Source organism: Pseudoalteromonas sp. Of11M-6 (assembly GCF_022347905.1).
Classification (GTDB): Bacteria; Pseudomonadota; Gammaproteobacteria; order Enterobacterales; family Alteromonadaceae; genus Pseudoalteromonas.
In genome coordinates, this window is record NZ_JAKRFW010000013.1 from 23,638 (window position 1) to 43,082 (window position 19,445).

Annotated in this window: 12 protein-coding genes; 3 read left to right on the plus strand and 9 right to left on the minus strand. The window is 40.3% G+C overall.

From position 1 onward, the window contains the following. Positions 1-171: 171 nt before the first annotated feature. On the plus strand, positions 172-2,220 hold the full coding sequence (locus MHN32_RS08735; RefSeq protein ID WP_239421524.1) for an ATP-binding protein: 2,049 nt from the start codon (positions 172-174) through the stop codon (positions 2,218-2,220). A gap of 49 nt (positions 2,221-2,269) precedes the next feature. Here MHN32_RS08735 and MHN32_RS08740 read toward each other — a convergent pair whose 3' ends face one another. Next, positions 2,270-4,813 carry a TonB-dependent receptor gene (locus MHN32_RS08740; protein ID WP_010605538.1) on the minus strand — a complete coding sequence of 848 codons (2,544 nt, stop codon included), beginning with the start codon at positions 4,811-4,813 and terminating at the stop codon, positions 2,270-2,272. A gap of 356 nt (positions 4,814-5,169) precedes the next feature. Between MHN32_RS08740 and MHN32_RS08745 the strand changes: the two genes are divergently transcribed. Then, positions 5,170-5,655 (plus strand): hypothetical protein, encoded by a 486-nt coding sequence (locus MHN32_RS08745; protein WP_174169150.1) that lies wholly within the window; start codon positions 5,170-5,172, stop codon positions 5,653-5,655. A 75-nt stretch (positions 5,656-5,730) separates the two neighbouring features. On the opposite strand, the gene rmuC is transcribed toward MHN32_RS08745, so the two are convergent. From rmuC to MHN32_RS08775, 7 genes are all read right to left on the minus strand, one after another. Then, on the minus strand, positions 5,731-7,212 hold the full coding sequence (gene rmuC / locus MHN32_RS08750; RefSeq protein WP_211865474.1) for a DNA recombination protein RmuC: 1,482 nt from the start codon (positions 7,210-7,212) through the stop codon (positions 5,731-5,733). 62 nt (positions 7,213-7,274) lie between these two features. Next, positions 7,275-7,961, minus strand: coding sequence for a response regulator (locus MHN32_RS08755; protein ID WP_010605535.1), 687 nt, complete (start codon positions 7,959-7,961; stop codon positions 7,275-7,277). A gap of 5 nt (positions 7,962-7,966) precedes the next feature. After that, complete coding sequence (locus MHN32_RS08760; protein ID WP_010376203.1) at positions 7,967-8,170, minus strand: hypothetical protein; 204 nt, start codon at positions 8,168-8,170, stop codon at positions 7,967-7,969. A gap of 18 nt (positions 8,171-8,188) precedes the next feature. Further along, entirely contained in the window at positions 8,189-8,410 is a 222-nt protein-coding gene (locus tag MHN32_RS23840) for a hypothetical protein (RefSeq protein ID WP_343224384.1), read from the minus strand. A gap of 264 nt (positions 8,411-8,674) precedes the next feature. Beyond that, positions 8,675-11,767, minus strand: a complete 3,093-nt coding sequence (locus tag MHN32_RS08765) for a DEAD/DEAH box helicase (RefSeq protein ID WP_239421525.1) — start codon at positions 11,765-11,767, stop codon at positions 8,675-8,677. 170 nt (positions 11,768-11,937) lie between these two features. Then, entirely contained in the window at positions 11,938-12,900 is a 963-nt protein-coding gene (locus tag MHN32_RS08770; protein ID WP_102058138.1) for a ParB N-terminal domain-containing protein, read from the minus strand. Positions 12,901-12,913: 13 nt separating this feature from the next. Continuing rightward, positions 12,914-14,146, minus strand: a complete 1,233-nt coding sequence (locus MHN32_RS08775; RefSeq protein ID WP_102058137.1) for an AAA family ATPase — start codon at positions 14,144-14,146, stop codon at positions 12,914-12,916. 702 nt (positions 14,147-14,848) lie between these two features. On the opposite strand from MHN32_RS08775, the gene MHN32_RS08780 reads away from it, so the two are divergent. After that, positions 14,849-16,063 (plus strand): replication protein A, encoded by a 1,215-nt coding sequence (locus MHN32_RS08780; protein ID WP_239421526.1) that lies wholly within the window; start codon positions 14,849-14,851, stop codon positions 16,061-16,063. A gap of 791 nt (positions 16,064-16,854) precedes the next feature. Here the strand turns inward: MHN32_RS08780 and MHN32_RS08785 are convergent. Next, complete coding sequence (locus MHN32_RS08785; protein WP_010605528.1) at positions 16,855-17,721, minus strand: DNA replication terminus site-binding protein; 867 nt, start codon at positions 17,719-17,721, stop codon at positions 16,855-16,857. Positions 17,722-19,445 lie beyond the last annotated feature (1,724 nt).

Consider the following 19,445-nt stretch of genomic DNA (forward strand, 5'->3'; position numbering starts at 1 on the left):
CTTACTTAGTAAAATTTTGTTCTGAGTTTATTTTGACTAAAAATCAAAATATGACTAACCTCAGATTTATAAGCACTTCATTCTGCTGTAAACCCCCTTTACACTTTCCATATTTACCCCACTTTTCCATGTAAAACTATAAAACTGATTACAGTACATTGAAGTCGATACATGACCCCCATTAAGAACTTAATAAAAGCAGTAGCACTGCTTACAGCGATGCATTGCCAGGCCGGGAATACAGTTATCAAGGAAATAGAAGATTTAGAAAAGGCAGGAAAATACACCGAAGCCTTAGTTAAAATTGAAACGGCCAGCGTCAGTGAAGAAGAAGAAACGCGATATCAAGCGATTTATTTGCAGGCCATGATTTATCGAAAGCAAGACTTATATGAGAAATCAATATCTACTCTTAGCTATATCGAAAAGCAGTTTTTCCTTACCGAAGCGCGCAAGTATGATTTATACAGAGAGATAGGCATTAACTATCGTAACTTAAGCCAGCTTGAGCAGGCCGAGTCTTTTTACTTAAAAGCGCTCGCTTCAGCCGAGGCAATGGATAAATCAAATTTAGTGGCGCAAACCTATAATAATCTAGGTGTTGTTGCCGACCATAGAAATCTGCTTGCGCAATCTATGCAATATCACTTAAAAGCCTATGAATTACTAAAAGGAACTGATCAGTACGAAAAGCAAGGGGCTAACTTTTATAATCTCGGTGATATTTCTGTGCGTATGGGGGATGAGGAAAATGCAGAGTATTTCTTTCAACAAGCTCTCGTTGCAGATAAAGCTTCAAAAGAATTACGCAACGTCGCAGGCACGGCCCTTCGCTTGGGAGAGCTGAAGTTTAAGAACGGTAAAACGGACGAAGCATTAGCGCAAACAAAAGAGGCCATTGAATTTCTAAAAGAACTCAATGCTAGGGTTTCACTCGCTAGGGCATATCGAAACTCCGCATTGATCCATATAGCCAAGGCAGACTTAGACAATGCCCTGTTGGATGCACTTGCAGGCATTGAATATGCCACTCAAACCAGTTCAACACTGCAACAATTTTACGCCTACCTGACGGAGTTAGAAGTTAGGCTAAAACGTAAAGAATTAGCCAAAGCAAAAACACTACTCACCAAGCTGGACGCCCTAACCGAAATAGAAACGGCAGAGGTGCTGCTCGAAAAATATCATCGCCTTAAAGCGATAACGCTTGCTGCACATCATGAATACGCCCAAGCTTTTCAATTTATGAAGTCGACTTCAAAGTTACAGACTCAACTTCATGAAACATTACTAGAAAAACAAGTAAGTACCTATAAAGCCAGTATTGACGCGCTTATTCAATCTCAACAACTGGAGCAAGCACGCTCTGCACAAGCCATAACCGAGGTTAACTTACAAAACGCCAAGCTATCCACACAAATGTGGGTGATCACTGCAATCTCGACCTTTTTAGCTGGATTATTTCTAGTCGGATTTTTTGTCGTCAAGCATAGAAATGCGGCGCTAAAAGCAAAAATGTATCAATTGAATATTGAGCATAAAGATAAAATGCTGGCCGATATTTCCCACGAGTTACGCACGCCACTCAGTGTCTTAAAACTCCATATAGAAGCGATGGAACACAATCTTATTGATGACAGCACACTTGCGTATGCCAAGATCAACAACAAGATAAATCAGCTAAATGAATTGATCTCGAACGTATATCAATTGTCTCAAGCAGATCATGACGCGCTAGTGATCCATCCCCAGCAGCATGGCGCGAAAACGGTTATCCAAAGCTATGTGTACGATATTGAAAGATTAGTAACAAGTAATCAGCTGCAATTTATCGCCGACATTCACGTCGATGATATGAGTATTTACATTGATAAACCAAAGCTAGATAGGGTTATCGATAATCTTGCTAAGAATGCATGTTTATACACAGATAAACCCGGCAAGGTAAGGTTTAAAGCTGTGGTCAATAAACAAGAACTATTCCTACAAGTAGATGATAGCTCACCAGGCGTATCTGAGGCCGAGCAGAACAAACTGTTTGAACGCTTGTACCGTGTCGAGGCATCGAGAAGTCGTGCAACAGGAGGCTCAGGTCTTGGCTTATCTATTTGTAAGAGCTTAATTGAAGCGATGAATGGAAAAATCACAGTGAAGTCAGGGAAGTATGGCGGTTTGTGTATTCAGATAAACTTACCTCACGCGGTAGATGTACCAGCATAAAGTACAAAAGGCTAAGCAGATGCTTGGCCTTTTGTCTTTCTGAGCTTGCTTAGAAACGGTAGCTGATATTGCCATACACAAAACGACCATCGGTGTTATAGGCCGAGAACGCAGAGTAAGGGAAGATCTGGTTAAACGTTGTATAACCAATATTACTAACAGTATCTTGTGGATATTGATCAAATAAATTGTTAGCGCCTACAGCAAACTTCCAGTTGTCACCTAGATTATAAGCCACTTCTAAATCAGTGATCCATTTAGCGTCTAATACTTCATCGCCTTCTACTGCGCTAGAAGAGTCCACCGTTTCACCATAGCGTGTGGCACGTAATGTCGTCTGCCAATCGCCAAATTGCCAAATTGCAGCTAAGTTCCACTTATCTTTTGGTGTCCCATCTTCAAATCGTGCAATTTCACGACGAGCAAAGTACTCATAGCTGTCACCAAGGGCTTCAAGCTCAGCAGGGTTTGCTTTTACATGCGTCACTTCAGTGTCATTGATGTTTACCGCGGCACTTAAACGCAGATTACCGTAGTCGGCAAGATCAAAACTGTACGTTGCTACGATATCCACACCTTGAGTGCGCGAGTCGATAGCATTAGTGAAGTACCTTACACTTTGCGTATTAAGCTCACCCGCTTGCTGCAAAATATTAATGACCTCAGGACCGCCCAAGTTCTCAGAAAGGACGATGCGATCGTCGATGTCAATTCGATAGGCATCCACAGTAAATGAGAACGCGTCTAGTGTGTAGACAAAGCCCGCCGTCATGTTGACCGACTCTTCCGGTTCAAGCTCTCGAGCACCCAGCGCTTTTGCAGCTGGCGTATCAACAGGGAAGTGGCCAACTTCACTCGGTACGCCATTTTCAAATACCGTAGCAATTGATTTATAGGACGTTTGAGCCAATGAAGGCGCTCTAAAACCTGTGCTTACTGCACCACGTAGTGAAAAGTTATCCGACACCACATAGCGCGATGCCAGTTTACTAGTGAAAGTGCTGCCAAAATCACTGTAATCTTCAAAACGACCCGCCAAGACGACATTCCAGTCCTGCGTTAAGTAGGTATCAAACTCTGCGAATAAAGCGATGTTATGACGAGATTCATCGACAGCACTTGCTGGTGAGAAACCAGCGAGCACCTGCGCACCACCAGCTGCAACGGGATTGCCTTCTGCATCAAGCACGGTGAGGTAAGACGCTTCTTCACCGACTTCAATTTCATAGGTTTCGCGGCGATATTCTGCACCAATCGTGAAAAATACGTCATCCGGTAAGCCCAAATCCAATGCCGTTTTAGCATCAGCATTCACAAGCCACTGTGAATAAACTAAAGCGCCGTTATTAAACTCAGTCGGACTTGTTACCCCCATCGAAGTATTCAAACTATTTACAACACCCAAAGCGAAGTCATTCACACCATAGTTTGTACTGATATCGTAATCCCACTCACCTTGAGTGCCTTTTACACCAACCGCAAAAGAGTAATCATCTACATCGCTGACGATTTGAGGCAAGAAACCATCTGGGTATACCGCAGTTAAGTTGCGGCTGTCATTTGCGCGACGATAGAAACCACCGGAGTTACCTTCACGTGTTGAGTAGCTACCAAATGAATAAAGTTCGGTTTCCGCATCTAGGTTGTAACCCGCATTATAAAATAGTGCAAAGTCTTCCACTTCAGCTTTACCAAAACGGTGGTTGTAGCGATCAAATGAAAACTCTCTTGAGTCAAGTTGACCATTTTCATCACGAGCATACTGCTCTCTTGGATCAAAGCCTGAACGATTAGTCGGTTTTTTATCTCTATATTCGGCAGATAGATTAATAAAACCTTCATTACCTAAAGCAAAACCAACGTTGGCACCAATTGTTGTAGTACCGCCATCATTACGCTTGCGGTCATCTCCAAGCACAAAATCTAAATCGCCCGCAGCGTTTGCACGGGTTTGTAATAAGTCAGGGACACCTGCCATCTGTGTATCGTGCTCACCATAGGTCACACTAATACTGCCGCCTTCTTCGGCATCTTTAAGCACAATATTAATAACGCCAGCAATGGCATCTGAGCCGTATTGAGCAGCAGCGCCATCACGCAGTACTTCTATACGCTTAATCGCGGCAGCTGGGATAGTATTTAAATCAACCGCCGTTGAACCACGACCAACGGTACCATTTAAATTCAATAATGCGCCAGCATGACGACGCTTACCATTAACCAGCACTAAGGTGTGATCCGGTGCTAAACCTCTAAGCACTGCCGGACGGGCGTGATCCGTACCATCCGCCAGCGTTGAATTTGGGAAGTTAAAACTTGGCACGAGCGTAGTGAGTACTTGGCTCAGCTCCAGCTGACCGGTACTTTGCATATCTTCTAAAGAAATCACATCTACCGGCACCGTGCTCTCGGCAATACTACGAAGACTTCTTCGCGTACCAGTGATTTCGATGACTTCAACACTTTCTTTGGCTTCAGTGTTGTTACTTTCTGCTTGCGCATGAATTGAAATAGTTGAAAGAAGCGCAGCACCGACAGCCAACGAGATTGGCTTGCGAACAGCGTTTTCCAGCTTGTTATTAATAAATTGCATAGTTTGTCCCGTGAATATGTTGAACGCAGAGTCTGTAAAAGACCGATTATTACTTAATTTAGTCGATATGAAGATAAATCAAGACTGAATAGGTACCCAAGTAAATAACACAAATTCGGTACGACACCCATTAGACTTAAGACTAAAATGTTGGTACTTACTAATTCAATACCACCCTAAGATTAAGCAACTCTCATCAGAAAAGATGCGAATTTTAGAATTATTCTTTCATCGACAATAAAGAATTTTTAGATCTAACTTATACCTCATAAGGGCACTGGTCTGATGTTTACTCACTCCATCTTTACTCCACATTGAAGCGCTTAAATACCAATATGCAGAAACGGAGAGTACCAATGACACAACGGACGCTAAAACATGCTGAATGGTTGAAAATTGTTGAATCTAGAGCGAACCAGCAGCAACTTCAAATAAAGCCAAAAAATAAACTATCACCAGCTGTAATTTGGACTTTTGTACTAGCCACTATTATTTCACTGATAAGTGCATGGGCATTTGTTACCGAAACGCCTGAGGCACCCACTCAGCAGCTTAGTAAAGAATCCCAAATGCGTATCAACCGCTACTTTACCAAACAGTATATGGTTGGAAGCTGGCAGTTCTCACATTTAAAAACCAGTAAAGATGACATCAATGTGTTTATCCGTATCCCGACTAAATTAACATTAACGGGACAGGCACTGAAGGGTTATATCGAGCAGTCACTATGCCCACCGGCCAATAGCAATGTTTGGCGTGATGTCAGCCAGTTTGCGCTTTATATGCACTTGTATTCGGATACGCCACGCCACAGTGACTATGCCAAGTGCAAGACACCTTAATCATTTCAGGTTAAATTCTTTTATCTTTCGTTCAAAGGCCCAATGGGCCTTTTTTGTTTTTTTGGATTTCAAGCGTTATTTCGAGCTATCGTGGTTGCCAAGCTGACTTACCGGCTCGAGCTCAAGTTTAGCTTTTTCTTCGAGTTCTTCGGGTAGCTCCTTGACTACGGCAACGCCTAGTTCTTTAAATTCAGAAGCTTGCTTAATTAAGTTGCCTTTACCCATATATAACTGAGAAAACGCTCGCTCGTAGCTCTCTTTTGCTTTATCAAGCTGTTTACCCACCCCTTCCATACTATGTAGGAAGCTATTGAGCTTGTTATAAAACTTCTCAGCTCGAAGCGCCAGCTCTCTGGTATGCTTGCTTTGCTCTTCAAAACGCCATAACTGTTTAACGATATTAAGACTGGTTAAAAGCGTTGTTGGCGTTGCCACCAATACATTGTTTTGTAAAGCGTCCTGATAAAGCGTTGGCTTATGCTTAACCGCCTCAACAAATGCAGATTCCACAGGGATAAACATGATGACCACCTCTGGGGAGTTAAGACCTGGTAAGCGCTCATAAGATTTACTACCCAACTCTTTGATCCGTGCAGTGATGGCTTCGGTGTGTGCCACAATGGCTTGATTCGCTTCACTATCGGTTGTGGCATTAATATACCTTGTATAGGCATTCAATGAGGTTTTAGCGTCAATTACCAGGTGACGAGATTGCGGTAAGTAAACCACGACGTCAGGGCGAAACTTGCCTTCGTCGGTATTAAAGTTGACTTCTCGCTGATAGTCGTAACCCGGACGTAGCCCAGCGCTATCTAGCACATTTTCGAGCATGAGTTCGCCCCAGTTGCCTTGTGCTTTCTTTTGCCCTTGTAACGCCGTGGTCAAACGATCTGCTTGCTCGGTCATGGCTTTATTGTTGGCTTGTAAGTGCAGCAATTCGGTTTTTAATGACGCCCGTTGCTTCAGCTCTTCACTATGAATGGCTTCCATTTTATCTCTAAAGCCCTTTAATTCACCTTGTACTGGCTGCAGCAACTGCTGGATTTTTTCTTTGCTTTGATGACTAAAGCGCTCGCTTTTCTCATCAAATATTTGATTCGCGAGATTGTGAAACTCTTCTTTCAGCTGGACCTTCGCTTGTTCAAGCTGCGCGAGCTGCTGCTCAAAGCTCAGTTGCTTTTGCTCCAGCAAGGTTTGCAGATTGGCCATTTCAACTTCTAACTCATGAGCATGCACTTGAATTTCTTCCTTGGCATCGAGCTCTCGCTGCCACAGCTGCTGATATTCAGCGGCTTGCCGTTGCCGCTCAGCTAATCTCGCTTGCAATTGCTGCTGTTGGCCATGACTTTGTAGTTGCTGCGCTCTTAATTGCTCAGCGAGTTGCTCAGCTTGGCTTAGTTGCGACCTAAGTGCTTGCTCGGAGGCGAGTTGATTATTGAGTTGATTCTTGAAAGTGCTGCGCATAACCCAAACGACGGGGAGTAGGGTAGCCGCACCGCCTGCAAATAGCGCAAGACTATACCATGCAGGCGTATTGGAGAGCATTGACCAAAGCATATTGAGATCTCATCGGTTCTTCTGCTTTGATAATACCTTAGATATAAATTTCAATCACTTAGTCATTCAGTGATCTGTTGACCATTGTAGCGATATCCGGCGCCATATACCGACTCTACAATTTTCGGAGATAAATCTAATCCTTTGATTTTCTTTCTGATATTTTTAATGTGGCTGTCGATTACGCGATCCGAAATATCAAAGTTATCCGGCTGAATATAATCAAGAATTTGCTGTCTTGAAAAGACACGGTTTGGTGCGTCATATAAAAGCGCAAAGACGTCAAACTCAACTTTGGTTAAGCCTAATGTACTGCCATTCAGTTTAACCGTTAATTCTTCCCGATTTACTTCGATAGGCTTTTGATACGCATTGGTGTTCACACAACGACGTAAGATCGCTTTCATGCGCATCACTAACTCAGCGGCGCTAAAAGGTTTACATACATAATCATCTGCGCCGACTTCTAAGCCCTGTAAACGATCCGCTTCTGCCACTTTGGCAGTCAGCATCACAATTGGTACTTCAGAAAATGCTCGAATTTGACGCATACACTCTACGCCATCTTGGTTCGGCAACATTATATCCATCAAGATTGCATCTGGTTGATTTAACTTTACCCAAGGTACAACTTCGGCACCGTCTGCAATATGAAACATTTCAAAACCGGATGCTCTAAAAAACAACAGCACCTGCTCTGCAATATCTTGGTCGTCTTCGACAAGCAAAATTCTTGATGAGGTAGACATAGGATTTATTTACTCTTTGCTTTTAACTTCTTCAATTGTTGTCTAACTTGGCGCTTTAACTTATCTGAAAGCGTGTCATCGAACAGTAACATGGTAAGTATACTAGACAAGTCTTCTGAACTCGCAACTTCATTAAGTAGATCATAGTCAGATTCTGATTGCGTCTCAATAAAGTTTAAGTGTGAAATTGTCGCGTCGTAGCAAAGCATAACGTTATCCTAATTGGTCTATGGCGTTTCTCCGTTGTAGTTATTAAAGCGCGAGATTATGGAATAAAAATGGAGTGAAAGATGTTTTAGGGCCTGTTGACCTTTGCTGTTTGATTTTTGTTCTTCTGAGTGTGTTTTGGTAGCGACGCTCGACTTGCCGCCTAGCAATCTAGGCAAAAGTTGAGCAACAATGAACAAAGCGCACTCAGGTGAACCCAAAGGGCAGCGCTTGATTGGCATTTCTACTATGTTATCGCCAGACTTACATAGAATGACTATGCTACGCAGGCTCTGCCTTGTATAAATACCAGTCAAACTGCTGCAAAAACAAACTTGAAAGATAAACAGGCCCTAGAGCCAGAAAAAAGAAAAGCCAACTTAATTAAGTTGGCTTATTACAATCAGTAACAAAGGGGGAAAATCAACATATGCCTACTGTTTCAACAATGTCACAACAAGCACTATCATAGACCTACACCTTTGTTGATTAGTTCCAAATTATTTTTAATTTTTTATCAGCGCTAGCATTTGCGACTCATCAAACTGACCAAGATTGACTCCAGAGTCTGCAAATAGGGCGTCAACAAGGGCTTGCTTATCGCGCTGCATCTTAAACACTTTCTCTTCGATAGAATTCGCCATAATCAACTTGTACACGAACACCGGCTTATCTTGTCCGATACGATAGGCGCGATCTGTTGCTTGATTTTCTACCGCAGGATTCCACCAAGGGTCGAAATGGATAACCGTATCTGCTTGAGTCAAATTCAAACCAGTTCCCCCTGCTTTTAGGCTTATCAAAAAGACATTGCACTTGCCTTGAGTAAACGCCTCAATGGCTTTATCCCGTTGTCTGGTCTGCCCTGTCAGCATAGTGTATTTCAACTGTTGCTGTTGACACTGCTCAGCAATGAGATCTAACACGCTGGTAAACTGGCTGAAGATAATTATCTTACGGCCCTCACTGAGTAGCACAGGCAGGTGTTGTGCAAGCCACTCAAATTTAGCGCCATGTTGGTCGGTCAGTGATTTATCAACCAATTGTGGGTGACAGCAGATCTGACGTAACTTTAACAAGGCATCGAGAAATGCCAGCTTGCTTCTTTCAACGCCTTGCTCCTGAAATAGATTGAGCAATTTGCTTTCTACTTGGTGCTGAACACCTTGATATAGCTTATGTTGTTCATCAGAGAACTCTAATTCTTTGATGAGTTCTGTCTTATTGGGTAGCTCTTTCACTACCTCAGCTTTGGTACGACGAAGAATAAAAGGTGCGATCAGCGATCTGAGTTCTCGAGCTCTAGGGCGATCTTGTTCTTTTTCAATTGGGATCTGGAAGTGTTGCTTAAACTGCTGCTTAGTGCCCAACACATCAGGCATGACAAAATCGAGCAGCGATTTAAGTTCGAGTAAATTATTCTCTACTGGTGTGCCACTTAAACAAAGTTTGAAACGCGCGGATAGACTCTTTACGCATTTAGAGATTTGTGCGCTTTCGTTTTTAATATATTGCGCCTCATCCAACACGATGGAATCAAAATCTAGTCCTTTATAATACGCCACATCGCGCTTAAGTAGCGGATACGTCGTTAGAATAAATCGTGCACCTGACAAGTTAGTGAGTGCTTCATCTCTATTGGAACCATGAATAATAGTGAGAGGTAGATGCGGTGCGAAACGTTTAAATTCGTCACGCCAGTTCCCCACTAAACTCGTCGGACAGACAATTAAACTTGGTTGTGTCACTAGCGTATTATGCTGAGAAATAAAGTAAGCAATAACCTGAAGCGTTTTTCCAAGGCCCATATCATCGGCCAGAATGCCACCTAACTGGTGACGATTAAGGAACTTAAGCCAGTTAACACCTTGCACTTGATAATCTCGTAGGGTGAAGCTCTGTCCTTCGCTGGCAGGGATCACGTCAAGATTTTCTATCGGTTTATCTAGCTCAGCGAGATACTCAAGTAGCTTTTGATCGTCTGAGTCAGCATGAATATGCGTCAGTTCAAACAGCTTTTTGGCATACGACAACGGAAATTTAAATTGTGAGCTCGAAAGGTAATAACTAAAACGAGATTTCAGCTCCAGCAATTCATCAAATATGGATTTGCTAATGGCATAGAACTGCTCGCCAATTTCGACGTAGCGATATTCATGGGCGAGGTTGTTAAGCTCATGAACCGGATGCTTATCCCAGTTGAGCGTAACGGGCTTGTCATCTAACATCACCTTTCCAAGCACATGATGTTGCTTATCTCTCTTAAGGCTTAACAGCACTTTTGGTGTAACAACGAGGCCATTGCTTGGCAGCTCGTCAACAATCCAACGTTTACCCTGCAAAAGCGGCCTGACCTCCCTGTTAAACCAATGGACTTCAACGCCATCCTCAGTTGGTAATAAAAATTCGTCGCCCTCATGGATAAAGCCGAGACCAGTGAGTACCTGCTCCAGCCTTGCTAATTGCTTTTTCGTCGCGCCTTTTCCAAGCGGCTCAATTGCAAAGCGAATTTTATTTGGCCTATCTAGTTTTATAAGCTTAGCAACATTAGATTGCTTACTCGCTAACTGCGAAAACCCAGCAGGAGGCGCAATGACATCATCCGTAAAGATATCTTGGAAACGCGCCATCACCTGCTCTAGCTTTTCAGCCGTGATGGTAGGCATAGTATGAAGATGGGCGATTTCCTGCGCGGTAAGCTCTGACTCAATTCTGCCAACGACCAAGTTTTCAGTATCTAGATACACCGGAGGTTCGGTTTTAATCAAGCGCCAGTGTTCAACATTCGCTAAACGGCTTTTAAGTTGGTATTCATTGCCTTCTTGATGCCAGTAAAAATCAAGCGTTTGCTTATGCCCTAGCTCCAAAGGTTGGCGCTGGTTACGATAAAAACAGCGATGGGTATGCACAAGTTGTGTGAGTGCATTAAAGCCCCAGACGCCAAATAACTCAAAATGACCCGGTGTGTTTTGCGAGCGGATCCAGCTAAATAAGCGAAAATCGTTTTCTAATAGACCAGCTGGAGCGACCTGACTATTGAGCTGTTGCTCAGTTAACACTCGGCCTAAGGGGTAAACACCGTCGGGCCGATTTGGCGAGACCTTTGGACTTACAAGGATTTCGTTTGCTCGAGGCTCTAACACGAAGAGTAAGACGTTTTCTGCGTCTGCTTTATCAATTTGCTGCAACTGCCCTAGTTCGTTAAACCAGTCATTAACTAAATAAGCCTCACCAAAGCCGCCAGAATGTTCAATTTTAAGTTTGAGTAATACCGCAGCAATGTGCCGACATTTAGGATTATTTGAACACGAGCAGTTTGCTTCGACCGAAACGCTACTTTGCGTTTGGTTTATTTTGATGTGCTGGGTGAAGGTATTGCCGTAATTTCCCAATACCTGTGCATCAATTTGCGCGAAGTTTTCGCTGTGTTGAAGGTAACAGACTTGCTCGTCTTTCAAATACTCCTTAGCTTTCGCAAGTAAAGCTGAATTGAAGTATTGACGAAGAAAACGTTCAGACAAAGGAAATTGATTAGCCTGCTCCTGTTTGATCTCTTCAAATAAGGCGAAAAGTTGCTCTTTAGATAACTGCGAAGACATTAAGTGCACGTCAAAATTAAAATAAAAAGCCAGTATATGAAATTAGTGATTTGAGCTAAAGAGAGAAATGTAAGAAATTCGCTAAAAAAGGACTGGTTGGAGGTCAACTGACTAGAAAAAGCGCCGAGTTGCTTGATAATTCAACCAACGCGGCAATTTTTGAACGAACCTTAATTATAACTGCTTAGCAGCTTTTGCAATTGTTCCAGACGCTTATCAGTCAATACTCGATTATCTATTTTCACGGTAACATCACCACTCTTTAGATTTCTCTGTACTCGAATGTAGTCGTTCTCTAGCATGGATTCGACACGTGAATCGCTACTTCCGAATGTGGTCAAGAATTTAGTGATCTGAACAGCACGTTTCTCGTCCGACATCTCTTCTGTCATAAAGTCTTGCGCTTTTAGTGCGGCAATTTGCTCTGAAAACTGCTCAGGCTGTTCTTGTTTTGCTGTGATGAGCTTTTTAGCTGCTTCACGGCCTAAATGATTTGCCGTTGGATACAACTGCAATACTTCGACCGGAATACTTTCATAAGCTTTCAACGCGTCTGCGATAGCTGTGTGAGAAACACCTTCCACGGCAGCGATTTCTCGATACGATCCTTTTTGGCCTTGTTTGATCAAGTTATGCTTAGTATCAAAATAGGCTTTACCCAATTCCCAAAGGCTCGGGGCGATATATTGATCGGAAGATACCGCTAATGTTTTTGCATCTTCATCACTAAAGTCTTTCGAGCTCAACACCACATAATCCGCTTCGGCCAGCATACAGGCTTTACGGCGTCTAGAACCCGATAAAACGTGAAGTTTGCCATTGTGCTGCCAACATAGGGCAGGGTGGAGATTACGTTTATCTTTTTTAATGGCAGGTAATATATCTGCGACCGCTTTTTCGCTTAATAGGGATTGCTCACGACGATTCTGCCCATAAACTGTGGTTTTACTCTCAATTTCGCTAAACGGTACCACTTCACAGGTCAGTACTATGGTTTTTGTCGGATCGCTTGGCGCAGGCATAGTAACCACATCACCTACTTTCGCCTGATCTAAAAGATCGTCGAGGCTACTGCCTTCAACCGCAGTAGCAAAAGGATCTATTCGAGTGTCATTTTTACGTTTTCTAGCCATTATTAATACCCTTTTATTCTGCTAGCGAAGACTGTGTTGAAGGCCAATTTGAACGGATCAGCATTTCTAACTCATCAACTACGTCTTTGATATTTTCTTGCGCTTTTAGCAATGCTTCGCGACTTGCTAAACTATCAGAAGTCTTTTGATCAAAAATAGTGTTAAACGATGAAGAGCTCGCCGTAATTGCAGAGCTGTGATTGATTGGATAACTCATTACTTGACGGCCAAAAGCACTACGTACATCTTTAACGATATCGCGCTGAGAATGATTGCCTTTAACATAGTTAGTGACTAAAAATTGCATAAAGTCCCAGCCTTCGTGACCAAGAGCAGCAACGGTATGGTATATCTCACCAAGACGTTTCAGATATTTATTATTAGCGTCGAAGTCTACGGCCTCTGGATGTACAGGTATTAACATAGCCGTAGACGCCATCAATGCGTTATAGAACATAAAATTAAGTGAAGGCGCGGTATCTACTAGGATAATATCAAACTCGTCTTGTACGGGCTCTATAACCTTCTCTTTAAGCTTATGGTAATGACGTGTCTTTTCGTAGCTTGAACTTTCTTTTAACTCTGTTGCTGTTTCGTGTTCAAAGTAAAAGTCATCCATACCAGAAGGTAATACGCGAATATTTGGAATGTGGGTTTCTTGGAATGAATTAGAGACAAGATCTTTCCATGTTTCACCTTCATCTAATTCGATGCAATCTCTCATCAGATCACCAACTGTGATCGGTTCATGATCATTAGATGGAAAAAAGCTTGATGATGATCCTTGCGGATCAAGATCAATGATCCCGATGCGATAGCGCTTAATATTAGTTGTAGCTAGAGCTGCTGCGATATTCACCAAACTTGTTGTTTTACCACAACCGCCTTTCAAACTATTAATCACAATGACTTGTAATTTATCGCTAGGCTTTCGTTGATCAGCATTTACACCCAGAACATCTGCCATCGCAAAGATATTTGCTAATGTGTATGCATAATGACCGTTTGCGCCTTTCTTTATATTGATGGTATCAAAGTCACCTTGGTCATGACGTCTTTTGAGTGTTCTATTATTCACACCAAGTAGATCTGCAGCAGCTTTTTGAGTGTAAGTTCTAAGCTCTTTTTCTTCAGTTTTAAGATGAGCTCTATAATGTTGAATACGACCAGCAAGTGATTGTTCAGCTACTTCTGCTGTAGCTTTCAACAGCCGGTACGTTGATAGCGCATTGTTATTTATAGACATACACATTATCCTTTATTTGATAACGATTATTATAATGTCCATATATTTTGCTGTAAACACAAAAAAACAAAGACATTTGTAATTTTGATTTACATCTAAGTATAAATAAGAAAGTTTAGATATGGTTAGATATATAGGTATTAAAGGCTAAGGCAAAGAAATTATATTCTATCCAACTGTTTTACATGGCTTTTTTTAATTTTCATAGATCTACTTTTTACTAGGTTAAGATCTGATCTCTTATAACTCCCAGATCGAAATTTTACTAACTACTATTTCAAAAAGTTATATATAAACAGCTTATACACAGAATTACTCACAGGTGTGGTGGTTGGGATCGATTTTTTACCAAGTAAGATCAAACAGTTATGCACAGGTGATATAAGATCAAGTGCTTTAAGGTATGTATAGATCTGATCTCTACCTAGCATAGATCAGATCTTTACTAATTAAGGACCTAGTTTTCCACAAGGGCGTCGGATTTGCCGTTGTAAATCCGCTAAATATGCCTTAAACAAAGGTTTTTCAGCGTTCATTTTACCTTTGTTAGTAAAAACTTGATCTGAAAATGAGCCATACTTAGTAAAAAAATGATCCCAACAAAAAAAGTTACTTCGGATCACTTTTTTACTAACTTTAATCATTAACTTTTTCTGTCGAATATGTTGTTATTAGACGTCATGAAAATTTGGAAGTAAAACAATGAGCCGGAAGGTGAACATCTCTGTTGACAATTTGCCCGATTCACTTCGTGGACAGATCCATGGTGTAGAAAGTGCAATCGATAACGAAAGTTTGGCGTTGTTTACGGACAATAAAGATGTTCGAGTATCTTTAGAAAATGCAGCCCATGGGTTAAGAGCTTATTCTAACACCTTTAATCATTACGATTTATGGGGACGCTTTGTTCGTTCTGGACATAAAAAATTACCATTAGAAGAAGCGCCCAAAAAAACAATCGTAACGAGAAAAATATCAGAAAAAGTAGATGGTATTCTATACGAAGGTGAGATAAAAATTACCCCTGCTGTTGTTAGTACTAAAAGAGATGGTGATGACGAAGAGTTTTTAGTTTGGCCATCTGACCGAGAAGAAAAAGTTGAGCGCGCACTGATCCGCCTAGCTTCTAAAGGTAAGATTGTTAAAATAAATTTTAAGTCCGGTATTCAATACGCGGTTATTTTTTCGATGAACGAGCTTGCTCAAGAATTAAAAGCTGTTGGTCAATCAATGCCTTATCCGCAAATTAAGGAATCTTTGGAAGCTCTTCAAGGTTCTAAACTTTCGTTCAAATATACGGCTACAGATACTAAAAACCCAAGTATTGATGATTCATTTTACGAATCAAACATGAACTTTCTGTCGTCGCTACACTTTAGTGGTAAAAAAGGGCAGGGTGGGAACATCAAATGTGTTGCATGTTTAAATGCATTTGTTCATAACATGATCGATAACTTGGAATATAAAGGCTATTATTTCAACAGTGCTCAAGAGTTAAAACGCGGTTTGTCTCGTTGGATGATGCTACGTTTGTATCATCTATGGCGTTACGCAGCTCCAGGTAAAACTTATCATTTTCGCCTAATTTCAATTATGGAAAAGTATGGTTCAATTTATTCTGATGATGAAATAACAGAGAATAAATTGAAGGCACTTCGTCGTGATATGACCACAACAATGAAAGATTTGATCGAGAAAGGGGCGATATCCGAATACAATATTTCAAATGTTAAGGATGAAAGGTCCGGGAAAATCGTTGATTATGTGTACGAAATGCACCCATCAGCTCAGTTCTGTGATGAAATATTGGCTCTCAATAAACACCATAAACGTATCGAAATTCAAGGCGGAAAACGGATCGTTGAAAATGTTGAAGTAATTGATGAAGATACATTAGAAGAAATCGTCAAAAAATAAAATTTCTTTGTCTTGGCTAGAATAGTATTTCTAGCCAAGACAAAGAACTTGAGCATCAAAGCTGATTTCTATTGCTACTGAAGATACTTCTGACCGAAATATATTACTACCTAGTTCTTAAAAACGATGCAGTCTATAAAGCTAAAAATTTTCTGTGGTGGAAAATACTGACATCAATAAATCTTGAAACTACATCAGCGGATCAAATTAATTCTCTAATCCTTGGGAGAGAGAACAAGCATATCAATAATTCAAATCTTCCTATTTAGAACAATCAAATAGAAAAAATTTGTTATCCAACAGTAGTTGATTTATTAGTGATTTCTAGATAAGAGTCCGTGGTCGATAAGCTATTTCAGAGCTTAAAATTTAATGATAAATCAAAATTTAACCTGAAGAAATTTAGTACTTAATCTGTGAAGATAACGATTTCATCATAGTCTTATAATACCAATTAGCCTTGATACTTGTTCAATTTGAAGGAGCAAATCTGATGCTAACTGCGTTAAAAATTTCTCATTTAGAACAACTAAATAGCAAAAATTTTCGCCTTGCCTATATGGATGTAACTTGGCGATAGCTGGATGCGGTAATGGTGTTATCGACAAGATTTTCTTCGCCTCAGAAGAGATCACTTAATTAAGCTAATTGGTATAAGTTTCAAAATGGATGGAACACATCATACTATAATGAGGACAAGTCAGTTAGCACTTGCATGGACTATACTAACTCAACAAGGTTATGTTAAATTGCGTGCTATCGTTAGATTCCGTATGAATTATACCTTACTATTACTCAAATCTTTCTAAATAAATTCTATCGACTAGAAAGTTGTACTCTCGCTTTCTTGGATGATCATCTTTTTGTGTAAAATGACTTAACTCTCCAAGTTTAGTGTCTGGATGCGGGTTAAAGAGTATAAATGGAAGTGCGGCACTTACATGATAGCGATTTTGAGCTGTATATCTCACATTCACCTCAGGTGTTACTCTGGTTGGCCTTCTAATTCTGAGCTTTGCATTTTCTGATAGACTAGAAACTCTATATTTTTCTTGTTCTACTAGCTGTTGCCACTTTTCCTGATCTATCATCCTCGGATTTGAATATAGTGAAGAGCGATTCAACATCTCCATAGCAAGTTCTTTACTCAAAACTCTGGTTGCATGTTTTTTCATCCAGGTAAATCGAACGGAATAGGGAGCTTCGGATTCGCTATGTATTTTTCGATAGGCAGCCAAAGTCATTAAGTTAGGAACTGCACTATGAACAGCTTCGAATCTGGCATCATTGTTAGAAATTTCCAGAATAGCATTTTTAAAATTTTCTTTGGCAAGATTCACTGCATTCACCCTAGAGTTGATAACTTCTTTAGGGTCATTAACTAACAAAAGACCAGGAAACCTTTGCAACAACTTTCCGCTTTCTCGGTCGTTTAAGTAGAGGTCGCGATAAGCATCTAAACATTTAGAGAGTGCTTTTTCACCTTCTATTTTTTTAACAGTTATATTTGTTGGAGCGGTTTCTTCATCTTGTTTTTTGATATCAGGCAGTTCATAAAATGTTGCCTTTTTTATATCGGCTTCTGTCAGTTCATGGCATAGCTGGTTAATGTGTTCATTAAGAATATCGAAAGTTGAACGTATATTAAATTTATTCATTGTATGATGTGTTCTTGGTTATCTCTCTCGCATTATATCAAAAATAATGAAATCTCGCTAAGCGATTTTATTATGAGTATCTAATGGAACAAACTAACCATATCACTTGCCGTTTGCTAAATTAAGCTAAGTATCGTTCTAGTCGATCGTTGTTGAGAACTTAGTTATTTGATCAATTAGCTGTGGGTATTTTGTGATGATGTATACTTTTATTGATCTTGTAAGTATGATGTGTTCCCTGAGATATATGTAAATTATATCAGAAATATTCTGTTAGCTCATATTTATCTTCACTTATTAAGCTTTTATTTGGAGCGTCTAGGTTTTAGAGAAATAAAATATCTGCTAGTGAATTTTAAAATAGGAAAGTGATTCTATGTCGTCTTGATGAAATTGCTAATTAGTTTTGTAGAGTTGAAATTGTTTTATCTCACTTTGTATGATGTGTTCCTTTCCGATAGACTAAATTATATCAAATTTTTTTGGATTTCTCCTATAAAATTAGATTTTTGTCACTTTTGAAGGGAGTTTCTAATGGGCAATACTATCAGGCTAAAAAGCAGTGGCTAGTAACCACTCAGAACAACAACGCTACTTGTCAGCTTTTTGATTAATTTTTAAATTCAACACTGATTTTATATTCATGAAAAAACAGTATGATGTGTTCCTTTATCCTCGCGATAATACTCTTTTTTATAAATTAAAGTCAACTTTTGATACTGACAGAGTCTTCTTCTGGTTCAAGATTTTAGTGTTGAAAAACAATAGTAAGTGTTCACTTATTTTGTTTCGACCGAGCACTTTTCCGTAGGCATGAAGGTTTAATAAATTCTAGTTAGGCCGAAAAGGGAAGGTGATAGATGGTTAGTAAGTGTGTACTCACTTTGCAATAAGCATCATTTGGGATCCTTTAAAGGGATTGGCTAAATTGTAGAGTAGAACACTGAGTTTAATTTTGCACTTTCAAAGAGAACAATAGTACCACTTCTTTTTCTTGGCTATGAATCTTCGAGTAACATCCGCACTTTTGTAGTCGTACCTGACTAAAACACGAAGACGGTTATAGCACAAGTTTCTTTTGCTACATGCACATGTACAGTTCGAAGTTGCAATGCTAGTACTTCTTTATAATAACTACACCAGCTACTTCAGTGATTGCTTACTGTTATTCACGCTTCGCCGGAATAAATACTAATGTCAGTGTCTTACTCGATTTGTAGCGAAGTTAAAATAACGGAAAAAACGAGTAGATAGAAGACACGTCTCCTGTGCTTTTATTATTTAAATATCATATAGTTTTTACACCTGAATTCATGGTCTGATCGTCAAAGAGCAAAGCAGACAGAGATCTTTTCAAGCGTCTGAACAGCTTGTTTGCGAACGAGTCAAGCTAGATTAGCTAACTGTTCATGGAAAAATATCTCTGAAACTAACTGGCCAGAAACTAGCGAGAGTTTTGGAAATGAAAATAGCTATTAAGCGAGTAACCTTATGCCCAATTATATTAGGCAAAGTGACTACCCCTTGATACTGTAAGAATAAAAGTCGTTGTGTTAGATATCAAGAAAAGAATGAGGGGCAAGAGTAAACTCAGTAGTACTACGTAATCAATATCACCTTTTTGACAGTAGAGTTTTATTTTTATCTAGTGATAGATTGTTCGGCGTTCTCGCCGTTTCAATAAGATAGCTTAATCAGGAAAATTTATTTTAATAACCCAGATC